Annotated in this window: 24 protein-coding genes and 1 pseudogene; 6 read left to right on the top strand and 19 right to left on the bottom strand. The window is 63.5% G+C overall.

What is annotated here, in order from left to right; all coding sequences use genetic code 11:
• From argF to ABS73_RS13315, 3 genes are all read right to left on the bottom strand, one after another.
• A partial coding sequence (gene argF / locus ABS73_RS13325; protein WP_286693519.1) for an ornithine carbamoyltransferase occupies positions 1 to 800 on the bottom strand: 800 nt, incomplete at its 3' end.
• Between the two features lie 13 nt (positions 801 to 813).
• A complete protein-coding gene (arcA, locus tag ABS73_RS13320; RefSeq protein ID WP_286693518.1) occupies positions 814 to 2,040 on the bottom strand; it encodes an arginine deiminase in 1,227 nt (408 codons plus the stop codon).
• An 11-nt stretch (positions 2,041 to 2,051) separates the two neighbouring features.
• Complete coding sequence (locus ABS73_RS13315) at positions 2,052 to 3,485, bottom strand: YfcC family protein (protein ID WP_286693517.1); 1,434 nt, start codon at positions 3,483 to 3,485, stop codon at positions 2,052 to 2,054.
• A 136-nt stretch (positions 3,486 to 3,621) separates the two neighbouring features.
• Between ABS73_RS13315 and ABS73_RS13310 the strand changes: the two genes are divergently transcribed.
• Positions 3,622 to 4,224, top strand: coding sequence for a TetR/AcrR family transcriptional regulator (locus ABS73_RS13310; RefSeq protein WP_286693516.1), 603 nt, complete (start codon positions 3,622 to 3,624; stop codon positions 4,222 to 4,224).
• Between the two features lie 57 nt (positions 4,225 to 4,281).
• Here ABS73_RS13310 and phbB read toward each other — a convergent pair whose 3' ends face one another.
• The 6 genes from phbB to ABS73_RS13280 all read right to left on the bottom strand — a co-directional run bounded on the left by phbB (position 4,282) and on the right by ABS73_RS13280 (position 8,519).
• Positions 4,282 to 5,028, bottom strand: a complete 747-nt coding sequence (phbB, locus tag ABS73_RS13305) for an acetoacetyl-CoA reductase (protein WP_286693515.1) — start codon at positions 5,026 to 5,028, stop codon at positions 4,282 to 4,284.
• 10 nt (positions 5,029 to 5,038) lie between these two features.
• Complete coding sequence (locus ABS73_RS13300) at positions 5,039 to 5,476, bottom strand: hypothetical protein (protein WP_286693514.1); 438 nt, start codon at positions 5,474 to 5,476, stop codon at positions 5,039 to 5,041.
• Between the two features lie 550 nt (positions 5,477 to 6,026).
• A complete protein-coding gene (locus tag ABS73_RS13295) occupies positions 6,027 to 6,608 on the bottom strand; it encodes a UbiX family flavin prenyltransferase (protein WP_286693513.1) in 582 nt (193 codons plus the stop codon).
• A complete protein-coding gene (locus tag ABS73_RS13290) occupies positions 6,605 to 7,306 on the bottom strand; it encodes a UbiD family decarboxylase (protein ID WP_286693512.1) in 702 nt (233 codons plus the stop codon). Before ABS73_RS13290 ends, ABS73_RS13295 begins: the two co-directional genes overlap by 4 nt.
• Positions 7,290 to 8,117, bottom strand: a complete 828-nt coding sequence (locus ABS73_RS13285) for a UbiD family decarboxylase domain-containing protein (RefSeq protein ID WP_286693511.1) — start codon at positions 8,115 to 8,117, stop codon at positions 7,290 to 7,292. Before ABS73_RS13285 ends, ABS73_RS13290 begins: the two co-directional genes overlap by 17 nt.
• 99 nt (positions 8,118 to 8,216) lie before the next feature.
• Positions 8,217 to 8,519: a hypothetical protein gene (locus ABS73_RS13280; RefSeq protein ID WP_286693510.1), complete on the bottom strand. Its 303-nt coding sequence runs from the start codon at positions 8,517 to 8,519 to the stop codon at positions 8,217 to 8,219.
• A gap of 189 nt (positions 8,520 to 8,708) precedes the next feature.
• On the opposite strand from ABS73_RS13280, the gene ubiT reads away from it, so the two are divergent.
• From ubiT to mog, 4 genes are read left to right on the top strand one after another with little or no spacing between them, the layout of a single operon-like run.
• Positions 8,709 to 9,260 (top strand): ubiquinone anaerobic biosynthesis accessory factor UbiT, encoded by a 552-nt coding sequence (gene ubiT / locus ABS73_RS13275; protein ID WP_286693509.1) that lies wholly within the window; start codon positions 8,709 to 8,711, stop codon positions 9,258 to 9,260.
• 14 nt (positions 9,261 to 9,274) lie between these two features.
• Positions 9,275 to 10,258, top strand: a complete 984-nt coding sequence (ubiU, locus tag ABS73_RS13270; RefSeq protein WP_286693521.1) for a ubiquinone anaerobic biosynthesis protein UbiU — start codon at positions 9,275 to 9,277, stop codon at positions 10,256 to 10,258.
• A gap of 3 nt (positions 10,259 to 10,261) precedes the next feature.
• Entirely contained in the window at positions 10,262 to 11,161 is a 900-nt protein-coding gene (gene ubiV, locus ABS73_RS13265; RefSeq protein WP_286693508.1) for a ubiquinone anaerobic biosynthesis protein UbiV, read from the top strand.
• A 12-nt stretch (positions 11,162 to 11,173) separates the two neighbouring features.
• On the top strand, positions 11,174 to 11,668 hold the full coding sequence (gene mog / locus ABS73_RS13260; protein ID WP_286693507.1) for a molybdopterin adenylyltransferase: 495 nt from the start codon (positions 11,174 to 11,176) through the stop codon (positions 11,666 to 11,668).
• 40 nt (positions 11,669 to 11,708) lie between these two features.
• On the opposite strand, the gene ABS73_RS13255 is transcribed toward mog, so the two are convergent.
• Genes ABS73_RS13255 through ABS73_RS13220 form a run of 8 tightly spaced genes read right to left on the bottom strand, consistent with a single transcriptional unit; the run spans position 11,709 to position 22,880 of the window.
• Entirely contained in the window at positions 11,709 to 12,326 is a 618-nt protein-coding gene (locus tag ABS73_RS13255) for a DUF2478 domain-containing protein (RefSeq protein WP_286693506.1), read from the bottom strand.
• Positions 12,323 to 13,606, bottom strand: a complete 1,284-nt coding sequence (locus ABS73_RS13250; protein WP_286693505.1) for a molybdopterin molybdotransferase MoeA — start codon at positions 13,604 to 13,606, stop codon at positions 12,323 to 12,325. Before ABS73_RS13250 ends, ABS73_RS13255 begins: the two co-directional genes overlap by 4 nt.
• Positions 13,603 to 14,439, bottom strand: coding sequence for a peptidylprolyl isomerase (locus ABS73_RS13245; protein ID WP_286693504.1), 837 nt, complete (start codon positions 14,437 to 14,439; stop codon positions 13,603 to 13,605). The genes ABS73_RS13250 and ABS73_RS13245 overlap by 4 nt, the downstream gene beginning before the upstream one ends.
• Positions 14,436 to 15,185 carry a respiratory nitrate reductase subunit gamma gene (narI, locus tag ABS73_RS13240; RefSeq protein ID WP_286693503.1) on the bottom strand — a complete coding sequence of 250 codons (750 nt, stop codon included), beginning with the start codon at positions 15,183 to 15,185 and terminating at the stop codon, positions 14,436 to 14,438. Before narI ends, ABS73_RS13245 begins: the two co-directional genes overlap by 4 nt.
• A 13-nt stretch (positions 15,186 to 15,198) precedes the next feature.
• Positions 15,199 to 15,885, bottom strand: a complete 687-nt coding sequence (narJ, locus tag ABS73_RS13235) for a nitrate reductase molybdenum cofactor assembly chaperone (protein ID WP_286693502.1) — start codon at positions 15,883 to 15,885, stop codon at positions 15,199 to 15,201.
• On the bottom strand, positions 15,882 to 17,402 hold the full coding sequence (gene narH / locus ABS73_RS13230; protein WP_286693501.1) for a nitrate reductase subunit beta: 1,521 nt from the start codon (positions 17,400 to 17,402) through the stop codon (positions 15,882 to 15,884). The genes narJ and narH overlap by 4 nt, the downstream gene beginning before the upstream one ends.
• The gene (locus ABS73_RS13225; protein ID WP_286693500.1) at positions 17,399 to 21,148 is read right to left on the bottom strand and encodes a nitrate reductase subunit alpha; all 3,750 of its coding nucleotides are present in this window, start codon (positions 21,146 to 21,148) and stop codon (positions 17,399 to 17,401) included. The genes narH and ABS73_RS13225 overlap by 4 nt, the downstream gene beginning before the upstream one ends.
• 10 nt (positions 21,149 to 21,158) lie before the next feature.
• Complete coding sequence (locus tag ABS73_RS13220; RefSeq protein ID WP_286693499.1) at positions 21,159 to 22,880, bottom strand: NarK family nitrate/nitrite MFS transporter; 1,722 nt, start codon at positions 22,878 to 22,880, stop codon at positions 21,159 to 21,161.
• Between ABS73_RS13220 and ABS73_RS13215 the strand changes: the two genes are divergently transcribed.
• Entirely contained in the window at positions 22,846 to 23,676 is an 831-nt protein-coding gene (locus ABS73_RS13215) for an NnrS family protein (RefSeq protein WP_353743339.1), read from the top strand. The two genes, ABS73_RS13220 and ABS73_RS13215, sit on opposite strands and share 35 nt — an antisense overlap.
• A gap of 141 nt (positions 23,677 to 23,817) precedes the next feature.
• Here ABS73_RS13215 and ABS73_RS13210 read toward each other — a convergent pair whose 3' ends face one another.
• Entirely contained in the window at positions 23,818 to 24,690 is an 873-nt protein-coding gene (locus ABS73_RS13210) for an SUMF1/EgtB/PvdO family nonheme iron enzyme (RefSeq protein ID WP_286693498.1), read from the bottom strand.
• Positions 24,691 to 24,765: 75 nt separating this feature from the next.
• Positions 24,766 to 24,933: pseudogene (locus ABS73_RS13205) on the bottom strand (copper-containing nitrite reductase); the annotation flags it as partial.

The raw sequence follows: 24,933 nt of genomic DNA, 5'->3' as shown, positions 1-24,933 counted from the left end.
GGATTGCCGGTGCCAAGCATGATTTCGGAGGTGACGCGATAAGGCGTCAGAAGTTTGATGCGTTCCTGCCACACAGAATCCGGCTCGCCCATCGAAACCCACACGTCAGTATAGACGAAATCGCAGCCTCGCGCGGCCTCCAGTGGGTCTTCTGTCAATGTGATGGTGGCGCCTGTCTTGTCAGCGATTCTTCGGCTTTCCTCCACGAGCGCAGGATGCGGCCAACACGCTTTAGGTGCACCAAGCCGCACGTCCATGCCGATCAGGGCAGCACCTGTCAGTAGCGAGTTACCCATATTGTTGCCGGCGTCACCCAGGAAGCAGAAGGCCATCTGCGACAGATGCTTGCGGGTGTATTCCCGCATGGTCAGGAAGTCGGCGAGAATTTGGGTCGGATGGAACTCGTCGGTCAGGCCGTTATAGACCGGCACCCCTGCCCATTTTGCCAGCGTCTCGGCCTGTTCCTGGCCGAACCCGCGATATTCGATGCCGTCATAGAGCCGGCCAAGAACGCGGGCAGTGTCCTTCATCGATTCTTTCTTGCCGATCTGGGTGCCGGTCGGCCCGAGATAGGTGACATGCGCGCCCTGGTCATAAGCCGCCACTTCGAAGCCGGTGCGAGTGCGCGTGGAATCTTTCTCGAAGATCAGCGCAATGTTCTTGCCCTTCAGCCGCGGCTCCTCGTAGCCACCATATTTGGCCTGCTTGAGCGAAGCCGAAAGCCTGAGCAAAAAGCGGATGTCGTCCGGCGAGAAATCCAACAGCTTAAGAACGCTGCGACCCTTGAGATTGATAGCCATGGCGTCATCTCCCTCACACCGGATCCCGGACCAGTGGACAGGTCATGCAGTGGCCGCCACCGCGTCCGCGCCCCAATTCGGCGCCCGGCACGGTGATGACTTCTACGCCCGCCTTCCGCAGTTGCGTGTTGGTGTAGGTGTTGCGGTCGTAGCCGACGACCACGCCGGGCTCGATCGCCACAACGTTGTTGCCGTCGTCCCATTGCTCGCGTTCGGCGACATAGGCATCACCACCCGTGGGAACAACGCGCAGTTTGGGCAATCCCATGGCCTCGGCAACCACTTCGGTGAGATGCCTGGTCTCTTCGCGTACGTCGATTTGCCAGTCCTGTTCACCAGGCCGCAACGAATAGGCCGTGATGCGGTCCACGACCTCCGAAAACAGCGTGACGAGATCACGGTCGCAGAAGGTAAAGACCGTATCCAGGTGCATCGATGCCCGTTCAACCGGCAGCTTGCAGGCGATGACGTGCTCAGCAGCCCCTTGTGCAAACAGCGCACGGGCAAGCTGGCCAACGGCCTGAGGCGTCGTGCGTTCACCCATACCGACGAGCACCACGCCGTTGCCAAGCGGCATGACATCACCGCCTTCCAGGGTCGCCAGCCCGTAATCATTGTCAGGATCGCCCCACCACACAGAAAAATCAGCATCGCGAAAATCAGGATGGAAGCGATAGATGGCCGTAATATTGACCGTTTCCAGCTTGCGCGCATTCCATCGCATGGGGTTGAGCGTCACCCCGCCGTAGATCCAGCATGTAGTGTCGCGGGTGAAAAGATGGTTCGGCAGCGGGGGCAGGATAAAATCCTCCGGCCGCAATGCAGGCACCAGCACACCTTTCGGTTCGATGGTCAGTTCCGCTTTGCTCATGCCGCCCATGAGGATGAGCGACAGCGCGTCGGTATCCACCTCCATCAGCATGGCCTTCAGGTCGTCGGCAAGTCCGACCCCGACTGTGTTCTCGTTGATGCGTCGCTCAAGCAGCCAGCGGCGCGCTTCCATATCCTGCATCGTCTCGGCGAGGGTTTCGCGCAGGAAAACCACCTCGGCGCCGCGATAGCGGATGGCGTCGACGAAGGTCATGTGCTCGACGCGCGCCTGCTTGACCCAGATAACGTCGTCGAACAGCAGTTCGTGACAATTCGATGGGGTCAGGCGGGCAAGTGCAGCTCCGGGACGGTCAACGAGCGCGCGCCTGAGCTTGCCCACTTCCGAGTGGACACCATAGGTAATCGACATGATCTGCTCCTTCAGACAATCATGGTGGCGACGCTGAGGCTCGCCATGATGATGACGGTAAGAATGACAAGCAGTGGCCACACGAAGCGCAGCCAGCGCTCATAGGGCACTCGCCCGATTGCGAGTGCCCCCATGACCACCGCAAACGTGGGATTGATGAGGTTCACCAGACCATTGGCCGACTGGTAGGCGGTGACGACGTGTTCGCGCCCGACGCCGGCAAAGTCCGCGACGGGCGCCATGATAGGCATCGATAGGACAGCCAGACCCGACGAGGACGGCACGAAGAACGAGAGCAGCACCTCGATCCAGTAGATGACGTTGATGAACACCACCTCCGACAGACCGGAAACCGATACCTCGGCCCAATGCAGGATCGTGTCAGTAATCTTGCCGGCGTCCATAACCACGACGATGCCGCGGGCAAGGCCAATGATCAGCGCCACGCCGAGCAGGTCGCGCGCACCGTTCAGGAACGCGTCTACGAACTTTTCCTCTCCAGGCCGGGAGATCACGCCCACCAGGATGGCTGAGGCGAGGAACAGGCCACTCATCTCACCCATCCACCAGCCGCCCTTCAAGACGCCCCAGATCATGATGACGAAGGTGAGACCGAAGATGGCAAGCACGATCTTGTGCAGGGTGGTGAATTCCCGCGCGATATCCTGGTGCGCCGAAAGGAAATGCGCCTCGTTGTCTTCCTTGCGGTCGTATACAAGCGATTGCCTCGGATCGGCGCGAACCCGCTCGGCATAGCGCATCACGTAGATCACGCAGGCGAGCCACGTCAGGCCGAGGATGACGAAGCGCAGCACAATACCTTGGGTGAATGGGACGCCTGCGGCATCGGAAGCGATGACAGTGGCAAACGCATTAACCGTGGAACCGAGCACGCCGACGCCGGCGCCGAGCAGGATGATGGCCACGGCCGTGATAGCGTCATAGCCGGCCGCGATCATGATCGGCAGAAGCAGCACATAAAAAGCAAGTGTCTCCTCGGCCATGCCGTAGGTGGTGCCGCCGAAGGCAAAAACCGCCATCAGCACCGGGATCATCCATTTCTCGCGACCCTTGAGCGCCCTCATCGAACTGGCGATGCCGGCATCTATGGCGCCGCTCGCCGCAACTACGCCGATAAAGCCACCGATCACCAGCACGAACAAAGCCACATCGATGGCGTTGGCCTGATTGGTGGCCGGATCATAAAGGCCGCCGATCGGCGCCATGATGATGTCAAAGATGCCCTGCGGATTGGGTTCGGTAACCTGGTAGGTGCCGGCAACCGGAACGTCGCGATCGAGCGCAGCGTTGTGAATGCGTTGATACTGACCCGCGGGAATGATCCAGGTCAGCGCCGCGACGAGGATGATCAGCCCAAATAGAATGGTGAAGGCGGTGGGGAAGCGTAATGATTTCCGTTCTGCAGTTTTCGATGCGTCGTTCACGGCGCTCTCCGTGTCTGGCGGAATTTTTATGGCTAACCGAGGTCGTTCAAATTACAAACGCATGGCCGTTTAAACCTTGCCACGAAGCTGCCTGATCGTTAGGTAGTAGTCAATCACTATCTTTAGGAGCAGTACAATGATCTCCCGATCAGCTTATCTTCCAGCGGAGGAGCGGCGCGAAATAACCGTCGAGACCGTCATCGAACTCGCGGCGGAGCAGAACCCGGCCGATATTACGACCGGGGCAATCGCCAAGCGGATGGGGGTGACCCAGGGCGCATTGTTCAGGCACTTCCCTTCGAAAGATGCGATCCTTCAGGCGGTGATGGAATGGGTTTCCGACCGGCTGCTGGCTCGCATTGAAAAGGCGACTTCCAGAGCGGTTTCTCCTCTTGGGGCACTGGAGGCAGCGTTCATGGCGCATATTGATTTCATCACCGAGCATCCTGGCGTGCCCAGGATGCTGTTTGGAGAATTGCAGCGCGCTGAGCAAACAGTGGCCAAGCAGATGGCACAAACCTTGATCCGGCGCTATGGAGAGCGTCTCGGCCGGCTCATCGCAGACGGCAAGGAACGCCGTGAAATCGCTGATGCGCTGGATGAAAAGGCCGCTGTCATACTTTTCATCGGCACCATCCAGGGGCTCGTGATGCAGGCTCTTCTTGCTGGCGACGTCAGGCGTATCCGCGCCAATGCCCCGGGGGTGTTCGCACTCTACAAACGCTCGATTGAGCGGTGAAAGATCGGGTGGACGAATAAGCGAGGACCCCCCCGAAGGTGCTGCAAAGCAGCTATTTCAGCACATATGTTGGCCGCCATTCATCGCAATGTTGCTTCCAGTCATGAAGGCGGCCTCCTCGCTTGCTATAAACGCCACCAGCGCCGCGATCTCGTCTGGTTGACCTAAGCGGCCAACCGGAATGGTTTCGATGATCCGCGCGAGCACATCCTCGCGCATGGTCGTTAGCATCTCGGTTGCCAAATAGCCTAGGGAGACGGTGTTGACAGTTACGCCAGCCCGGGCCACCTCCTGAGCCAGTGCCTTGGTGAAACCATGCACGCCTGCCTTTGCCGCCGAATAGTTGGTTTGGCCAAACTGGCCCTTGCTGCCGTTAATCGAGGAAATGTTGACGATACGGCCCCAGCGGCGCCCCATCATCGGCTCGATGAAGAGTTTTGTGACGTTGAACATTGAGTCGAGGTTGGTTCGCAGCACCACGTCCCAATCGGCTTTATCAAGTTTGCGCAGGGAAGCGTCTCTGGTAATACCTGCATTGTTCACGAGGATATCAATTTGTCGGCCGTCCAAATGAATTTGTTGCGCCAGATTTTGGGTTGATCGGAAATCGGAGACGTCTACACCATAACCGGCAAACCCATAGCCTTGGTCCGCTTGTGCAGCGAGCCAGGCGACGGCTTTGTTGTTACCGGGCGTGTGGGTAATGATCACGGTATGGCCGGCATCGTGCAGAGCGCGAGCAATCGCAGCGCCCAAGCCGCGATTGCCGCCGGTCACCAGTGCGGTGCGCTTGATGGTACTCATGGCATCGCATTCATTTTTCGGCCGTTTTTGCGTCTGTTGTCACAGCTTGAGCCCCAGATATGCCCCAATGCTTGAAAAAATTTCCGCCTTCTAGGGCGCTACCGAAGGCGTCGAAGACGGATTGATGCCAGTTTCCAAGCGCCTGCTGAAGCCCGGTCGCGAAGGATATCTGATTTTTCAAAGCAATCTGGTTTGCAACTTGAACGTCATTCAACCGGCTCTGAAATGCCGGCCAGAGCACTTCAGATGGTAACGTTGCCAGCGACTGCCAGTCGGCTGCGCGCAACCGGCCCTCAATCTGAGCCGTAGAGTCGGACGTGCCGCCCATACCGAATTGCTGTACGGCAGCCATCCAGTTGCTGCCGCATTCCTGGAGTAACTTAATGATACGCTGTTGCAGTTCAACGTTGGCCTTGTATAGTTCCGAGGGGAACGATCCAGCACTCATCTTTATGCTCCTCAGTCACAATGGGATTCGGATAGGACTTGAGCAGGCTCGTTGATCTCCTATACCCATCCACCCGACGTGCTTGGGGCTCCCTCAAGCACTCTAACGATCAAACCTCGCCCTGGCAGCGTGACGCTCTTTGCGCCACCTGTACCGACCCACGCAATCTCGGGCCTGTTTGCCGATTGCGAGTGACTTATTACTATCTTTTAGCAATGCAGGCAAGACCGAACTCGTCGTAGAGAATTGGGGGCGATGGAACTGGACTGCAGCGATTACGTAGACATCGCCCTTCTGTTCGACGACATCGCCACATGGCCATGATTGACGTTATCGATTAGGAGGGGAGAGCGAAACGCCTGTGTACATGAAAAGGGCCGAACCCGCCTGCTCCGCCTGATAGTCTGTCATCCGGCGCTGCTTCATGCCGTTCAGTATCCAGTCCGGTCGCAGGCGCTGTCGAGGGGCGCTACGAGCTACTTCGGGCTCTTCTTATTTTGTCGCGCACGTCAAGGAGTTCGTCGTACGGCGGCAAGGCGTAGATTTACGCTTACGTGACCGGATCCCCGCCCCATCGTGTCATGCAGCGGCCGGGATCAATGCCCGCCCATTGCACGAGCCGAGCTGCTATCTCGCGCACCAGATCGTCGATGGTAGCTGGCCGGGCGTAGAACGGCGGCACAGGCGGGGCAATGACGGCGCCCAACCGGGCCAGCCGCAACATGGCTTCGAGGTGGCCTTCATGCAACGGCGCCTCACGCGGCGCCACCACCAGCCGGCGCTTTTCCTTCAGCACCACATCGGCGGCCCTGGTCAGCAGATTGTCGCCCAGCCCATGCGCTATGGCGGCCATGCTGCGCATCGAGCACGGCACCACGATCATGCCCGCGGTGCGGAACGAACCGCTGGCGATGGGCGCGGCGAGATCGCGGGCCGAGTGGACATGTGTAGCCGTCTCGTTCAATCGGGCCAAGCCTTCGCTACCCAGTTCGTGGGCAATCGTCATCCGTGCCCCGGCCGTCACCACGAGATGCGTTTCGACGCCGGCTCCACAGAGCTGGCGCAGGGTTTCCAGCGCCAACGCCGAGCCGGAAGCTCCGGTAACCCCAACGATCAATCTCGCCGCCGTCATGGCGTGCTTCCCTGTCGTGCCGGAAAGAACTCCCACCAGCGCTCGGCGACCCGCTCGGTCATTGCGATATCCATCGCCAGCTTGACGCCCCATTCCCGGCCGGTCTCGGAACCGATCTTGCAGGTGGCGTCGAGGCCCATCTTGCCGCCCAGCCCTTCCAGCGGCGAGGCGAAATCGAGCGGATCGACCGGCGTCCGCTCCGCCAGAAGCAGGTCTCGCGAAGGGTCCATGCGGGTGGAGAGCGCCCACATCACATCGTCCCATGAGCGGATATCGATATCGTCATCCACCACGATGATCGTCTTGGTCATCGAGAACTGCGGCAGCAGCGACCAGAAACCCATCATCACGCGCCGCGCCTGCCCGGCATATCTCTTGGCGATGGCAATCACGGCAATCCGATAGGAGCAGGCCTTCGGCGGCATCCAGACGTCCACGACCTCGGGGATCGCCTGTCGCAGCAATGGTTTGAACACCTCAAGCAGCGTGGCGCCCAGCACGGACGGTTCGTCCGGCGCGCGGCCGGTGAATGTGGTGAGATAACTCGCACCATCGCGCAGGCAAAGCCGCTTCAACCTGAAAACCGGATAGTGTTCGGGCGCATTATAGTAGCCGGTATGGTCGCCGAAGGGCCCCTCAAGCGCTGTCTCCGTTGGCGAGACCGTGCCCTCCAGCACGATCTCAGCGCTCGCCGGCACATGGAGCGGTATGATCGCGCAGGCGGCTACCGCTGCGCGCCGATCGCCGATCGCCGATCATGCCGGCCAGCGCCAGTTCGGACAAGCCTTCGGGAGCCGGCATGACGGCGCCAAGTAGCGTCGCCGGGTCCGCGCCGATCACGACCGCCACCGGCATCTCCTCTCCCCGCTCCCGCCATAGCCGGTGATGGGCCGCGCCGCCTCGCATCGGCAACCAGCGCAGAATGGCGCGATCGCGGCCGATGACCTGCATGCGATAGATGCCGAGATTGTAGGCAGACAGATCGTCAAGACCCGGCGGGCGGGTGACGACCACCGGCCAGGTGATCAGCGGGCCGGCATCGCCGGGCCAGCAGGTCTGCACCGGGAGGAGCGAGAAGTCCGGGTCCGCCTCCCGCCATTCCCAAGGCGAGGCGACTTTCTTCGGCCGCGCCCGCAATGCGCCGCGCGCCACCGGCAGCATCGTGTGCGCCTGGCGCAGGCTTCGGGGTGGCTGTGGTGAGCGCATGAACGCCAGCATTTCCCCCAACCCCTCAAGGCCCTCGACATCGGTGCCAAGCCCCCAGGCGACCCGCCTCGCGGTTCCGAACAGGTTTGCCACCACAGGCATCCGAGCTGTATTGCCGTCCCGATCGAGCGCTCCCGTAAAGTGCAGGGCCGGGCCGTCGGCGAGGATTACCCGGCGATGCAGTTCGGTGACCTCCAGATGCATGGAGACGGGCGCAGCGATGGTTTCGAGCTCGTCCCGCTCCTTCAGATAGGCAAGGAAGGTGTCGAGCGTCGGAAAATGAGGAAGAGTACGCTGGTGCATGAAGGTGTCCCTGACCGCTGATACGCCCGATATCATGCAGCGCCAAACCCGGCGTTGCGCCTGATCAAAGAGGGCCGCAGGTCATGCAGTCCTCCAGTTTCAACTGTCGCGCTTCATGTTCCGGGTTTTGGGTAGCCTGTGTTGCCGGCATTGATCGAAAAAACCGGCATTGGGAGAGAAGGCCACGATGGAGTGGGCTTCGTCTTCCTCCAGCAAAGACCGACACCGCTTATGATGGAGGCAAACGAGGCAGATATTGCGTGCCTGCGCAATGGCTGTGCCTCGTGCCTTGCGAGCGGCAAAAACAGGATCTACCCCGGTACGCTCCATGACAAGATCGAACTGGCCGAACTGACGCCAGACCTGATCTGTCAGCGGCCAGCGTCGTGCATCACAAGACATGACTGCCTCCCTGTGCGGGGCCGGATGTTGTGCCGCAAGTGTAGATTATGACTGGGCAGGGTGCGATGTGCTCGTTAGCCGCAACTGCCGATGGCGCTCACCAGCGTCGATTTTGTTTGATCCAGCGCAAGACACTTTGGCGGCGTCCTGATTACGGTGGGTTCATCCTGCCGTACTCCGGAGGAGCCGATGGCGCTCAACCCCAACGAAGATGTCAGCCTGCCCGAGCCGATCCGGCGCTTCCTGCCGGCTTTTTCCGGCCAGCCGCTCGGCCCGTTGCTGACCCAGGCGCTGCGTTCCCTCGCCCGGCGACGGCCGGAGGCCTTCGAGCGGCTCGGCGAATTCGGCAAGGCGCGTTTCCTCATCGATCCGACCGACCTGCCCTTTGCCTTCCATGTCGTGCCGGACGGCCGCGCCGCGCTGGTGCGCGCCACCGGCAAGAGCGGCACGGCTCCCTCCGACGTGGTCATCCGCGGCCCGATCCTGCTCTTGCTCGGCATCCTCGACGGCACGCTGGACGGCGACGCGCTGTTCTTCCACCGCGCCATCTCCGTCAGCGGCCGCACCGAAGCGGTGGTGGCGCTGCGCAACGCCATAGAGGACGCCGAATTGCGGCCCTCCGACCTGCTCGGCCTCAGCGGCGCGGCCGCCCGGCTCGCCGATTCGGGCATATTGGGCGGGCTGTCGTTCGCCCGCCAGATCGCCACCGGCGCCCATCGGCGTGAAAGGACGCAACCATGACGACAAGCGGCAGGATGGAGCTCGTCTGCCCCGCCGGCACGCCTTCGGCGCTACGGGCCGCCGTGCAGGCGGGAGCGGATTCGGTCTATTGCGGTTTCCGCGACGAAACCAACGCACGCAATTTCCCCGGTCTCAATTTCTCGCCGCAGGAACTGGCAGAGGGCGTCCGCTTCGCCCATGCCCATGGCTCAAAGGTGCTGGTTGCCATCAATACCTTCGCGCGCGCCGGTGATACCGATCCCTGGCGCCGGGCCGCCGATACGGCCGCATTCTGCGGGGCCGACGCCGTGATCGCCGCCGATATCGCCGTGCTCGACCATATGGTCAACCAACATCCCGGCACCCGCCTGCACCTGTCGGTACAGGCCGCAGCCGCGACGCCAGAATCGATCGGCTTCTATGCCGACGCCTTCAACGTGCGCCGTGTGGTGCTGCCGCGCGTGCTCTCGGTACAGGAAATCGCTGCCCTCAACCGCGCCATCGCGGTGGAGACCGAGGCCTTCGTGTTTGGCGGGCTGTGCGTGATGATCGAGGGCCGGTGTTATCTTTCTTCCTATGCCGCCGGTCGCTCGCCTAACCTCAACGGCGTCTGCTCACCGCCGGAAATGGTGAGCTATGACGAGGACGGCGACGGCACCGCCGCGCGGCTCGCCGGCTTCACCATCGACCGCTATGCGCCGGGCGAGCCTGCCGGCTATCCGACCTTATGCAAGGGCAGGTTCAAGGCGGGAGACAAGGCCGGCTACCTGTTCGAGGATCCGGTCAGCCTCAATGCCGGCAGCATGATCGTGGCGTTCAAAGCCGCCGGCGTGACCGCCCTCAAGATCGAAGGCCGTCAGCGCGGCAAGGGCTACGTCACCGAGGTGGTACGCGCCTTCAGAAAGGCAGTCGACGCGGCCGAACAGGGCGAGGACGCGACCGAAATCGACCACATCCTCGCCGGCCTATCGGAAGGCGGACGCCAGACCACCGGCGCCTATCGCAAGACCTGGAGATAAACCATGACACGGGTCGCCCTGACGCTCGGACCGCTGTTCTTCCACTGGCCGGCGGAAAAGCTGCGCAATTTCTATTTTCGCATCGCCGACGAGGCGCCAGTGGACCGTGTCCATGTCGGCGAGGTCGTGTGCGGCAAGCGAATGCCATTTTCCGATCCGGTCTGGCCCGAAATCATCGAAAGGCTGGAGCGTGGCGGCAAGCAGGTGGTGCTTTCCACGCTGGCCGCACCGGCCACAGTGCGCGAGCGCAAGGCCATCGCCGAATTGTGCATCGACGAGCGGCTGGCCGAGATCAACGACATCACCGCCCTGCCCGCCCGCAGCGGCAAGCCCTTCGTCACCGGCCCATTCCTCAACGTCTATAACGAGACGACGGCGCGCTTCCTCGCACGTCACGGCGCCACCAGCATCTGCCCGCCAGTTGAGTTGTCGCTGGAGACGGTAGGAACCATCGCCTCTGCCTGTCCGGAGATCGAGTTCGAACTTTTCGCCTTCGGCCGACTACCGCTGGCCCTGTCAGGGCGCTGCTATCACGCAAGGCTGCACGGGCTGCATAAGGATTCATGCCAGTTCACCTGCGAGCAGGATCCTGACGGACTGGCTGTCGACACGCTGGACGATCAGTCCTTCCTCGCCATCAACGGCGTGCAGACCCTGTCGGCCGAGGTGCACGCCGCGCTGTTCGAGCCGACGACGCTTATCCGCCATGGCATAAGGCGGCTGAGGCTATCCCCGCACGACTGCGACATGGTGGAGGTGGCGCGCACCTACCGCTCCGTGCTCGACGGAGCCCAGGACCCGGAGTCCGCCCGTTTCGTGCTTTCCTGCCTCGAACTGCCGGGACGGTTGGTGGACGGCTACGCTCGCGGCGAGGCCGGATCGCGGCCAGCCGTCAGCGCATGAGGAAAACGATAAATGACGCTTGTCGCCATCCTGACCGTATCGGATCGCGCCAGTCGCGGTGAGTATGAAGATCTCGGTGGTCCGGCTGTGGAGAACTGGCTACGTGCCGCTACGGCGCGTCCGTGCGACTATAGGCGCCGCATCGTTCCAGACGGACAGGAAAGCGTCCGCGATGCGCTGGTGGAATTTTGCGACAGGGACGGAGCCGATCTGGTTTTTACGACCGGAGGCACCGGCCCAACGTCACGCGACCTCACACCTGAAGCTATGCGCGAGGTCATCACCAAGGAACTTCCGGGCTTCGGCGAACTGATGCGCCGGGTAAGCCTGTCGCAGGTTCCGACCGCCATCCTGTCGCGCCAGACCGCGGGGATACGCGGCCGTTCGCTGATCATCAACCTACCTGGCAAGCCCGCATCCATCGACGTGTGCCTCGCCGCAGTCTTTCCTGCCATACCCTATTGCCTGGAACTGATCGGCGCCGGACGCATCGATATCTCCGACTGATCCAACGAAACGGCACCGCACGATCCCGTGACGTGGTTCGTTATGAGCCAGCAACAGCACGTGGATGGCCTGTTTCCGCGGTTCCGGATTGCGGCTTGGTCGCTGTCAAGGCCATCGTGGCGAAGCACCAATCAGCGATACTGGCGGCGTCAGGCCTGAGTTCCAGTTCAATCCCTCCAGTAAATTCGAGGAAAGCCGGCAGGTTCAGCCCGCTCACCCCTACAAGCACGGGGAGACCGCGCTCGATAGCGTCCGCGATGGCCCCAGCCAAACCCTTGCCTTCTGATTCCTGCCTGCCGAATTTGTTGACCACCAAGATCTCGGCGCCGTCCAGGGTGTTCGAAACCCACAGCACCGATTGCTCCAGTACGCCGGCATCCAGCCGGCAGCCGCGCGCCTCCGCGCCGCGGTCAACGCTGATGCGCACCACCGGGCCATCGGGAAGCAGGCGCAGGTCCATGTCGCACCGCGGGCGGTCGGCTCGCTCGATATTGGTCTGCACGGTGCCCGCCAGGGCCACGCCATGCGCTTCGAGCCGGTCAACGACTTCAGCCAGAAGAAGGTCTATGCGGCCTCGCCCCTGTAAGGTTACATATCCGAGCTTCATCGCGACTTCCTTTGCGCTGTTGCTGCCGGCGCGCTGGATGGGCGCCTTCATCCGTCCGAAAACGGCAAGAACTCCAGCATGTCACCGCGCTGGATGCGGTCGGTTTCCGATGGGATGAGCAGCAGACCGTCGGCTTGTGCCAACAGCGCCACCCGGTGCGAAACCTCTGAGGTGGCGATCTCCACCGTCCTGGTACCATGGCCGTCATGGCTGCCCAGGCGAGCCGGTAGGAATTCGCAGCGTCCCGACCGTCGGGGCCGTTCAAAGCCGGCGCGCACGAGAATGCGGGGCGGATCTGTCTCAACAATTCCAGCCAAAGCCTGTGCGATGCGCATCCCGATCACATGCCAAATGACGAAAGCCGAGACCGGATTGCCCGGCAGGCCAAGATAGCGCGCGGCGCCGATCCGCCCGATGACGAGCGGCTTACCGGGCTTTATTGCCACCTTCATCACATGAATTTCGCCGCCTGCGGCACGCAGCACCGCGGGCATATGGTCTTCGTCGCCCACCGAGACACCACCGGTAGTCACCACCATGTCGGCCTGACGCGATGCCTGTTCTAGTGTCTGCTGCAGCAGGTCGGGCCGGTCGGGCACGCTGCCCATGTCGATTGTCTCGATCCAGGGTAGGTCGAGGACGCCCGCTAGATGGTAGCGGTTGGCATTCCAGATCTGCCCGGGCGCCAGCACGGTGCCCGGCGAACGGAGTTCGGAGCCTGTGCTGAAATAGGCGATCCTGACCCGGCGCTTGACGGCGACATCGCCGCAACCGGCTGAGGCAAGCAGCGCCGCCGCGCGTGGCCCAAGGCGCCGGCCGGCCGGCAGCAGTTCAGAGCCGAAAGCCAAATCCTCACCGGCGCGCCGAATGTTTTCGCCGGGTTCGGGACGTCTTCTTATCTCGATCGTCTCTCCTTCCTGGCGCGTCAATTCCTGGATAACGACCGCGTCGCAGCCTGGCGGGATGGCTGCGCCGGTAAAGATGCGCAGCGTCGCACCGGCCGGAACCGGCATATCGCCCGCATCACCGGCCGCCACGCGCCCAGCCAGCCGCAGTCGCCATGGTCCGTCACCTGAAAAGTCCGCAAGCCGGACCGCGTAGCCATCCATGGCCGAATTGTCGAACAGCGGAAGCGAGACGTCGGCCCGGACAGCCTCCGCAAGCACAAGGCCATGCGCCCTGTCGAGCGGCAGGCGCTCCGTCTCCGTCACGGGCACGGCGAGCGCCAGCGCGCGGCGAAGAGCGCCATCGACGGACAGCAATGCGCCCGGCTCCGGCTCGGTCTCGCAGCCGCAATAGAAAGGCTCGCTCAAGGCAGGGGAGGGGCTCATGCCGATTGTTTCTCCTGCGTCCAGGGCGTTTCGACAAGGTCGATGCCCGTCACTTCGGCCCGCGCCGCCAGTTCCGCGACATAGGCGCGGCTGGCGCGAACCCATTCGGCCTTTTCCTGCGCTTCGCGCAGATGCGGCAGCACGGCCGAAAAAGGCAGCACCTCGCCGCGCACTCTTGCATCCAGCCGGATCAGATGGAGGCCGTAGCGGGTTTCCACCGGCGCGTCGGAAATGGCGCCTTCCTGCATCGTGACGAGGGCCGCCTCGAATTCCGGCACCGTATCGCCCGAGGCGAGCTGGCCGAGCACGCCGCCATTGGCCCGGGACGGGCAGGCGCTGTATTCGGCCGCAAGCGCCGCAAATCGGCGCGGATCGCGTTTTAGCTCGGCAAGCACGGCCTCGGCCCGCTGGCGCGCCGCGGCGCGCGCCAGCGCATCGTCGGGAGCGGCGCTGAACAGGATATGCGCCGCCTCGAACAGGGAAGGCCCGCGAAACCGGTCCGGCGTGGCTTCGTAGGCCGCGCGCAAGGCTGTTTCATCGATCACGGCCGGTGCAAGGGCGCTTTCGAGCAACTGTCGGATCAGCGCCTCCTCATCGACCTCCCATTTTCCTTCTTCCAGTTCTATCGGTTCCGGCGCGATGCGGCGCGCCCTTGCCTCCTGCAACAGAACCTCGCGCAGCACCAGCGCTCGCGCCGCCGCTTGCCAGGCCCAGCCGGGCTTGCCGCGCGGCACCGGATGGTTCTGGGCTTCGGCGGCGATCGCCCCGGCTGCAATGGTGACGCCGTTGACGGTGACGGGAACCGGACGATTGGTGCGATCGAGGACCCTCATTCGCCCGGCTCCATGCGTGGCTCGGTGTGTTGCCGGGGCAGTGGCGCAAGCCCGGTGCGCGCCGGCTTCGCCCCGCGCCGCGAACGCACGATCTGGTAGCCCGGCCGCCACAGATAGCGGACGGGGGCCGAGAACATGTGCACCAGCCGGGTGAATGGAAACAGCAGGAAGATGGTCAGCCCAAGGAAGATATGCGCCTTGAACAGCCAGTGCACGTCGGCGATGTGATCGCTCGCGCCGGCGCGCAGATAGATGACGCCCTGCGCCCAGTTCATCAGCTTGACCATTTCCTCGCCGTCGAGGTGGTTCAGCGAGACGACGATCGACGCCAGTCCAAGCAGTAGTTGCGCCATCAAAAGCACCATGATCCCGGTATCCGCCATTGTGGAATTGGCGCGAATGCGCGGATCGAACAGACGCCGGTGCAAAAGCAGGACCCCGCCCACCAGCGCCATGATGCCGGCCACGCCGCCAAGCCCGATGGCCAGCAACTGTTTTGCCTCGTGGCTGACGCCAAGGGCGTCAAAAATCTGGATCGGGGTCAGCAGGCCGACGAGATGCCCGCCAAGGATCGCCAATATGCCGACATGAAACAGCACCGAGCCGGCGATGAACTGCCGCTTGCGCAGGAGCTGGCTCGATTTGGACTTCCATGTGAAGGGATCGCGCTCGTAGCGGACGATGCTGACCGCGATCATCACCGTGATGGCGATGTAGGGATAGACGCCGAAGATCAGATAATTCATGTCAGCCTCCCATTCAGCGCGCCGCTGGCGCTGGCGCGGATTCCATGCGGGTGAGGATGTCCCGGCTGACCGGGCAGCCGGCGTTGGGATCCGGCCCGAAGGTGACCTGCGCTTCCTCCCAGACCGCATCGAGGGCGGCCAGATCCTCCGGATCGTCATCCTGTTGCGACAGCAGCGCCTGCGCCTCCCCGGTCGTGGAATCGGCCGAGGCGAATGCGACCAGCGCTTCCAGAACGGCGGCATAGTCGCTCTCGCGCCGCGCCAGCCGCTCGGCAAGGGCGACAAGGATATGGCCTGCATCGGTGAGAATCGCGCGCGCCTCGGCCAGCGGACGGGTGGACAGAAATTCCAGAAGCACCGGCAGATGGTCGGGCAGTTCCGTGCCGGCGAGATCGAAGCCGCCGGCGCGATATGTTTCGAGCAGGTCGACCATGGCGCCGCCGCGGTCGCGGCTTTCGCCATGGATGTGCTCGAACAGGTTGAGCGACAGTGTGCGCGAACGGTCGAACAGCAGCACGTAGCGTTCCTGCAAGTCGTAGAGGTCGCCGGTCGCCAGCGAGACGAGCAGCGGTTCCAGCGCGGCGATCCCGTCCGGCGGCACGACGCCTTCGGCCAGAACCGCGCGGATGGCCGGAACCGCTTCCTGAAGGTCCCGGCCCGGATAGGTCAGCAGCGCCGACAAGGCCTTGAAGGTCTTCATGCGATGAACTCCTGCGGGCTGCGGAATTTCTTGCCGCCAAACAGCGATTGCCCGGAATGGCCGGACGAGCAGCCATTGCCATCGGTGAAGCCGCAACCGCTCCTGAGGTCGTAGGCGTCCTCGACCAGTTCGCGATGGGTGGTCGGGATGACGAAGCGGTCCTCGTAATTGGCGATGGCCAGAAGCTGGTACATCTCGTCGATCTGCAACGGGGTCAGGCCGACACGCCTGGCCACGCCCAGATTGACGACGCCATCGACCGTTTTGGAGCGCATATAGGAACGCATGGCCAGCATCCGCTCCAGCGCCGAAACGATGGGCGCTTCGTCGCCGGCCGTCAGCATGTTGGCGAGATAGCGCACCGGAATGCGCAAGGAGCGCACGTCGGGCATGTCGTCCTGCGCGGCGATCCGGCCGGCTTCCGCCGCATTCTGGATCGGCGAGAGCGGCGGCACGTACCAGACCATCGGCAAGGTGCGGTATTCGGGATGCAGCGGGAAGGCGATCTTCCATTCCATCGCCATCTTCCAGATCGGCGAGTTCCGCGCGCCGACGATCCAGTCTTCGGGAATGCCTGCGGCGCGCGCCTCGGCGATCACCTCCGGGTCGTTGGGGTCGAGAAAGACGCCAAGCTGGGCGTCATAAAGGTCCTTCTCGTTTTCCGTTGCCGCCGCTTCGGCGATCCTGTCGGCGTCATAGAGCATGACGCCCAGATAGCGGATGCGCCCGACGCAGGTTTCCGAACAGACCGTCGGCTGGCCGCTTTCCAGACGCGGATAGCACAGCGTGCATTTTTCCGATTTTCCGGTCGACCAGTTGTAATAGATTTTCTTGTACGGGCAGCCCGAAACGCACATGCGCCAGCCGCGGCATTTTTCCTGATCGATCAGCACGACGCCGTCATCCTCGCGCTTGTAGATCGCGCCCGAGGGGCAGGCCGCCACGCAGGTCGGATTGAGACAGTGCTCGCACAGCCGCGGCAGATACATCATGAAGGTGTTTTCGTACTGGCCGTAGATCTCCTTCTGGATGCCCTCGAAATTATAATCCTTCGAACGCTTTTCGAACTCGCCGCCGAGGATTTCCTCCCAGTTCGGGCCCCATTCGATCTTTTCCATGCGCTCGCCCGAAATCTTGGAGCGCGGGCGGGCGGTCGGAAACGCCTTCATCTCAGGCGCGGATTTCAGATGGTCGTAGTCGAAGTCGAACGGCTCATAGAAATCGTCGATTTCCGGCAGATCCGGATTGGCGAAGATATTCGCCAGGATGCGCCATTTGCTGCCCTGCTTCGGTTGCAGAGCGCCGCTTTTCGTCCGCCGCCAGCCGCCATTCCAGCGCTTCTGGTTTTCCCAGTCCTTGGGATAGCCGATGCCGGGCTTGGTCTCGACATTGTTGAACCATGCGTATTCGACGCCCTCGCGGCTCGTCCACACATTCTTGCAGGTGACGGAGCAGGTGTGGCACCCGATGCATTTATCGAGGTTCAGCACCATTCCGATCTGGGCGCGTATCTTCATTCCGCTGCCTCCGTAGTCTGGGTTGCGGGCTGGTCGAGCCAGTCGACCTTTGGCAGTTTGCGGACGATCACGAATTCGTCGCGGTTGGAGCCGACCGTGCCGTAATAGTTGAAGCCGTAGGCGAGTTGGGCGTAGCCGCCGATCATGTGGGTGGGCTTCAGCACGATGCGGGTGACGGAGTTGTGGATGCCGCCGCGCTTGCCGGTGACCTGGCTGCCGGGCGTGTTCACGATCTTTTCCTGAGCGTGATACATGAACATGGAGCCTTCCTTCATCCGCTGGCTGACCACCGCGCGCGCGGTGATGGCGCCGTTGATGTTGAAGACCTCGACCCAGTCGTTGTCGACCAGCCCCGCTGTTTGGGCGTCAATTTCAGAAATCCACACCACCGGGCCGCCCCGGTTGAGCGTCAGCATCAGCAGATTGTCGGTATAGGTGGAGTGGATGCCCCATTTCTGGTGGGGGGTGAGGAAGTTCAGCACCACATGCGGCTCGCCCGCCGCCAGCGGCCGCTTGGCCGCTTCGCCCACCGTCTTGAGGTCCACAGGCGGACGCCAGGTGACGAAGCCCTCGCCGAAGGCCCGCATCCATTCATGATCCTGATAAAGCTGCTGGCGGCCCGAGACCGTGCGCCAGGGGATCAGCTCATGCACATTGGTCCAGCCGGCATTGTAGCAGACCTCCTCGCTTTCGATGCCCGACCAGGTGGGCGACGAGATGATCTTGCGCGGTTGAGCGGCGATGTCGCGGAAGCGGATTTTTTCGTCCTGCTTGACCTCGGCCAGATGGCGGTGGCGTCTGCCGGTCGCCTTGCCGAGCGCGTCCCACGCCTTGACCGCCACCTCGCCATTGGTTTCAGGCGCCAGCATCAGGATCATCTCGGCGGCGTCGATCGCCGTGTCGAGACGCGCCATGCCCTTGGTCGCCCCTTCTTCTGTGACGGCGCCGTTCAGCGCCTTGAGGTGGTGGATTTCCGCTTCGGTATTCCAGCCAATGCCCTTGCCGCCATTGCCGATCTTTTCCATCAGCGGCCCGATAGCGGTGAAGCGCCTGTAGAGATTGGGATAATCGCGCTCGACGGCGATATAGGCGGGCGCCGTCCGGCCGGGGATCAGCTCACATTCGCCCCGCTTCCAGTCGCGCACCACACCCTGCGCCAGTTCGCCGGGGCTGTCGTGTTGCAAGGGCAATTGCACCACGTCGTCCTCAACCCCGAGGATTTCCGGGGCCACTTCGGAGAATTTCCTTGCGATCGCCTTGAAGATTTCCCAGTCCGTCTTCGACTCGTAGGCCGGGTCCACCGCCGCTTGCAGCGGGTGGATAAACGGGTGCATGTCGGACGTGTTCATGTCGTCCTTTTCGTACCAGCTCGCCGTCGGCAGCACGATGTCGGCATAGACAGCCGTGGTCGACATGCGGAAATCGATGGTGACCAGCAGATCGAGCTTTCCTTCCGGCGCTTTCTCGCGCCAGACCGCCTCGACCGGCTTCATGCGGCCTTCCGCGCCCAGATCCTTGCCCTGTACGCCATGATCGGTTCCGAGCAGATACTTCAGGAAATATTCATGCCCCTTGCCGGACGAGCCGAGCAGGTTGGAGCGCCAGACGAACAGGTTGCGCGGCCAGTTCTCCGGCGCGTCCGGGTCTTCGCACGACATTTGCAATTCGCCCGATTTGAGGCGCTCCGCCACATAGTCCTGGACCCCGACGCCGGCCTCCTTCGCCGAACGGGCGACATCGAGCGGATTGGTTTTCAGTTGCGGGGCCGAAGGCAGCCAGCCCATGCGCTCGGCGCGGATATTGTAGTCGATCAGGCTCAGCTTGCGCCAGTCTCCGGCCGGCGCCGTCGGTGACAGGATTTCGGCGGCGCTCACCGTTTCGTAGCGCCACTGGTCGGTATGCGCGTAGAAAGCGCTGGTGGAATTCATGTGGCGCGGCGGGCGCGCCCAGTCGAGCGCGAAGGCCAGCGGCGTCCAGCCGGTCTGCGGCCGCAGCTTTTCCTGCCCGACATAATGCGACCAGCCGCCGCCGGACTGGCCCACGCAACCGCACATCACCAGCATGTTGATGACCGCCCGGTAGTTCATGTCCATGTTGAACCAGTGGTTCATCCCCGCGCCGATGATGACCATGGAACGGCCTTCGGTCCTTTCCGCGTTGGCGGCGAATTCGCGCGCGACCTGGATGATCTTGTCGCGGCGCACGCCGGTGATGCGCTCGGCCCAGGCGGGGGTGAACGGCACGTCGGCGTCGTAGTCGGAGGCGACGTGCTCGCCGCCGAGGCCGCGGTCGAGGCTGTAATTGGCGCACAGGAGATCGAAGACTGTGGCGACCAGCACCTCCTCGCCGCCGGCGAGCTTCAGCCGCTTCACCGGCACCTTGCGGGTCAGCACCTCGCCGCGGTCGTCGACTTCGAAGCCGTTGGTGGCGGCGCCGCCGAAATAGGGAAAATCGACGCCCGCCACTTCGTCATGATCCTCATCCAGAATCAGGCTGAGCTTGAGGCGGATGTCGTCCTTGCCGGCCTTTTCCTCGAGGTTCCACTTGCCGCTCTCGCCCCAGCGGAAGCCGATGGAGCCGTTGGGCACGACGACCTTGCCGGAAATCTCGTCGAAGCCGACCGTCTTCCAGTCGGGGTTGTTCTTCTCGCCCAGCGAGCGGGCGAAATCGGCCGCCCGCAACTGCCGGCCGGGAACCAGCCGCTCGCCTTGCCGATCGAGGCGCACCAGCATCGGCATGTCGGAATATTTGCGGCAGTAGTCCTCGAAATAGGGCACCTGCCGGTCGAGATGGAACTCGCGCAGGATGACGTGGCCGAAGGCCATGCCCAGCGCCGCATCGGTGCCCTGCTTGGCGTTCAGCCAGATGTCGGCGAACTTGGCGGCCTCGGAATAGTCCGGGCAGATGACGGCGCTCTTGGTGCCCTTGTAGCGCGCCTCGGTGTAGAAATGGGCGTCGGGCGTGCGCGTCTGCGGCACGTTCGAGCCCCACAGGAGCAGATAGCCCGCATTGTACCAGTCAGCAGATTCGGGCACGTCGGTCTGCTCGCCCCATGTCTGGGGGCTGGCCGGCGGCAGGTCGCAATACCAGTCGTAGAACGACATGCAGGTGCCGCCGAGCAGGGAGAGGTAGCGGGTGCCGGCGGCATAGGAAACCATCGACATGGCCGGGATCGGCGAGAAGCCGAATACGCGGTCGGGGCCGTATTTCTTCGTCGTATAGGCGTTGGCTGCGGCGACGATCTCGGTCGCCTCGTCCCAGCTCGCCCGCACGAAGCCGCCCTTGCCGCGGATGCGGGTGTAGCTTTCGCGGGCCGCCGCGTCGTCCTGGATCGCCGTCCACGCCTCGATCGGGCTCATGGTCCTGCGCTTCTCGCGCCACAGCCGCATCAGCCGGCCGCGAATGAGCGGCGTCTTCACGCGGTTGGCGCTGTAGAGGTACCAGCTGTAGGAGGCGCCGCGCGCGCAGCCGCGCGGCTCGTGGTTGGGCAGGTCGGGCCGGGTGCGTGGATAGTCGGTCTGCTGCGTCTCCCAGGTGACGATCCCGGATTTGACATAGATCTTCCACGAGCAGGAGCCGGTGCAGTTCACTCCGTGGGTGGAGCGCACGATCTTGTCGTGCTGCCAGCGGCGGCGATAGACGTCTTCCCAGTCGCGGTTCTCGATGGTCGTCTGGCCATGGCCGTTCGCAAACGTGTCCTTGCGCAACGAGGTCAGGAAGTTCAGTCGATCCATCAGCTGGCTCATGGCTGTCTCCTCAAGTTATTTCAGCTGGAAGGGCGGCAGGCATGGCCCGACCGCGCTCGATGCCATGCAGCAGGCCGCCGCGACGGGTGTAGACGGCCCAGGTGACGGCCAGACACAGGACGTAGAAGGCAAGGAAGGCCCACAGGGCCGCTAGCGGCGCGCCGGTCAGTCCGATGGAGGTGCCGTAGGCTTTCGGGATGAAGAACCCGCCATAGCCGCCGATGGCGCTGGTGAAGGCGATAATGGCGGCGGCTTCGCGCTCCGACTGCCGACGCTGCTCGGTCACGTCCCGGTCGGGCGCCAGCCGGGCGACTTCCTTGCGCATGATTACCGGGATCATCTGGAAGGTGGAAGCATTGCCGACGCCAGTGAAGAAGAACAGCGCCATGAAGAAGGCGAAGAAACCGGCGAAGGAGCCGATCTGCAAAGACCAGATCACCCCCAGCACGGATGCGATCATGCCGGCGAAGACCCAGAAGGTGACGCGCCCGCCGCCGACCCTGTCGGACAGCCATCCGCTGCCCGCGCGGCTCAGCGCGCCGACCAGTGGGCCGAGGAACACGTATTTCAGCGCGTCGACCTCGGGGAAGACGAGCCTGGACAGCAGCGGGAAACCGGCCGAGTAACCGATAAAGGAACCGAAGGTACCGACATAGAGCAGGCACATCACCCAGTTATGGGTGCGGGTAAAGATCACTGCCTGCTCACGGAAGCTTGCCCGTGCATCAGCCAGATCGTTCATGCCGAGCCATGCGGCCGCCGTCGCGGCGAGGATGAAGGGCACCCAGACGAAGCCGGCATTCTGCATCCAGATACGGCCGCCATCCGACAGTTCCTGCGGCCCACCGCCAAGGGCGCCAAAGACGCCGGCGGTGATGGCCAGCGGCACCAGGAACTGCATGACCGAGACGCCGAGATTGCCCAGACCGGCGTTCAGCGCCATGGCGTTGCCTTTCTCCGCGCGCGGGAAGAAGAAGCTGATATTGGCCATGGAGGAGGCGAAGTTGCCGCCGCCGAGGCCACACAACAGGGCCAGAACCGCGAAGATCAGATAGGGTGTATCGGGGTTCTGCACCGCATAACCGATGCCCATGGCCGGGATCAGCAACGAGGCGGTCGACAGTGTGGTCCACAGCCTTCCGCCGAAGATCGGCACCATGAAACTATAGAAGATGCGCAGCGTCGCCCCCGACAGCGCCGGCAGCGCCGCCAGCCAGAAGAGCTGGTCCTGGGTAAAGCCGAAGCCGATCGCGGGCAGTTGCGCCACCACGACCGACCAGACCATCCACACCGCGAAGGCGAGCAACAGGGCGGGAATCGAGATCCATAGATTGCGCCTTGCGATGCGCTTCCCTTTCTCCGCCCAGAATTGCGGATCTTCCGGCCGCCAGTCCTCGATCACATGCGGCATGACCGTGCGTTCGGGATCGTGGACTTCCGCAAGTTCGGGGAAGCTGGGCAGCCGATCGAGGGCTGCGCCCTGCGCCTGCCGTTCCATGACCCGGATCGACAAATGCATCCAGCCGAGCGAAACCAGGACGATTAGCAGGAGCAGCACGAAAGCCGAGGTCCAGATGCCGGTCACATCGAGCAGCGCGCCGAAGACGATGGGCAGGACGAAGCCGCCCAGACCGCCAATCATACCGACGAGGCCGCCGACCGAGCCGACATGGTTGGGGTAATAGAGCGCATTCCTCCTGGCGGTCGCAGCGGCGGCGGCGGTCGAGATCATCGCCGGGCGCAACTGGCGAAACCTCAAGGTGCTGGCGCCGGTGACGGTGCTGTTCGCCGCAAACGTCGTGTTCCATCTCGAGGCCAACGCCTATGGTACGACCGACATCGGACGGCGGCTCGGCATCGGGGCGACGGTCGTGCTGATCATGATCATCGGCGGCCGCATCATCCCGAGCTTCACGCGCAACTGGCTGGCGCGCGAGAACCCCGGCCGGCTGCCGGTGCCGTTCAACCGCTTCGACGGTGCGACCATCGCGGTTTCGGGCCTCGCCCTGATCGCGTGGACATTCCTGCCGGAGCGGCCGGAAACGGGTGCTGCTCTGCTGGTGGCGGCACTTCTCAACACGGCGCGGCTCGTACGCTGGGCAGGCGACCGCACCCTGCGCGACCCGCTGGTGATCGTCCTGCACGCCGCCTACGCCTTCGTGCCGCTCGGCTTCGTCCTTGCAGGCGCCGCCGCCTTCGTTCCGGACGTGGTCGTGCCCGCCGCCGGCCTGCACGCCTTCGGCGTAGGCGCAATCGGTTCGATGACGCTCGCGGTCATGGCCAGGGCGACCCTCGGCCATACCGGGCGCGAGCTCAGGGCCGGAGCCGGAACCTGCATGGTCTTCGCCGCGATCGTCGTGTCTTCGGTACTGCGCATCGCAGCCGCCTTCCTGCCCGGCGTGCCGGCGCTGCTGCACGCTTCGGCCGCGACCTGGACGGTCGCGTTCCTGGGCTACGCCCTCCTGTTCGGCGGCATGCTGCTGCGTCCGCGGCTGCGCCAGCGCCAGGCCAACCCGGCGCCTTCCTGAACGGCAGGCTTTCTGCTCCGCATATGCCAAGGCCCAGGTTCCAACCGGAACCTGGGCCTGTCCTTTTGACCGGTGCTTGGTGTCGTGGTTGGAGCGGCGGGTATTCTGACGAATGACGATCCCGCCTGGCTGCAAAGTGCCTTAGCCGGAGGCCTTGCGCCACAGGGTCCGGAAGGCCGCGAGCAGCGAGGGCCGCTCCTTGACCAGCCGGATGCCCAGATTGTCCGGAGCCATGCCACCGGCGCAGCCGCCGCTCTTGCCGTCGCGGATGAAGAACGACATGTAGCCGCGGTGCTTGCCGCCGACGACGCGGACGCCGCAATTGTCGGTGCTGACCTCAACGCGTCCGTCGGCGTCGAGAGAGGCGCGGCGATAGCATGTCGTCGTCCATTCCCACACGTTGCCGGACAGGTCGTAGATGCCGTTCGAGTTGGCCCCGAAGTGGCCATGCGGCTTGGGCTGGGGATCGCGGCCGCTGGCGGCTGCGGCCTCGCTGCGGTAGCGCGCCAGCCAGCGCGTGGCGGGGTTGGCGTCGTCCTCGATCCCAAGCTTGTCGTCGGCATAGCGCTCCGCGGCCGCGAATGCCCATTCCTCGTCGGTCGGCAACCGCCAGTTCTCGCCGGTGCGCGCCGACAGCCATTCGGCATAGGCGACCGCGTCGCGGAAACTCACCCCCGTCGCAGGCAGGTTTCCGGTCGTCTCGCCCGATCCTTCGGGAGGGGTGCAGGCGCCGTCGGCCACGCACAGGGCATAGTCGCCGTCGCTCACCTGGTAGGCCATGATCTCGAACGGCCGGCGGAAGCGGACGTCTTCTGCCGGCCCGTCCACCGGATGCTGACCCTTCAGGAATTCTCCGGGGAGCCGGTAGGCCAGGATGCCAGGGTCGACCTTGACGGTGGCAGGGGCCGCCAAAGTCGTGGTGGAGGCGGGGCCGGGCGCGGGAGCGAGCGAATAGACGGCGAGTGCGATCGCCGGAACGGCGACCGCCGCGGTGAGAAGCATGCCGAGCTTCATCGAGATGTTCCTTCAAGAAAAAGGCCCGCCGGCAAGATACCGGCGGGCCGATGGAAGCAGCGTCGAGGTCCGCCGTCAGTTGGTCGGGATCGGGCCCGGAGCCTGGACCTGCTTCATCAGATCGTCGTTCCACTCGCCCTCGACCATGACGTGAGCGGTTGCGCCCAGTTCAGCGGCCTCGATGAGGTTGTGGTTGACGTAGGCGTAGAGGCCCGGCTGCAGGAAGGTGTAGAGCGCAGCTCC

Origin of the sequence: Paracoccus sp. SCN 68-21, from assembly GCF_001724535.1 — a bacterium.
Taxonomy (GTDB): Bacteria; Pseudomonadota; Alphaproteobacteria; order Rhodobacterales; family Rhodobacteraceae; genus Paracoccus; species Paracoccus hibiscisoli.
Note: the sequence above shows the minus strand (reverse complement) of the source record. Positions and strands in the feature narration are given on the sequence as shown.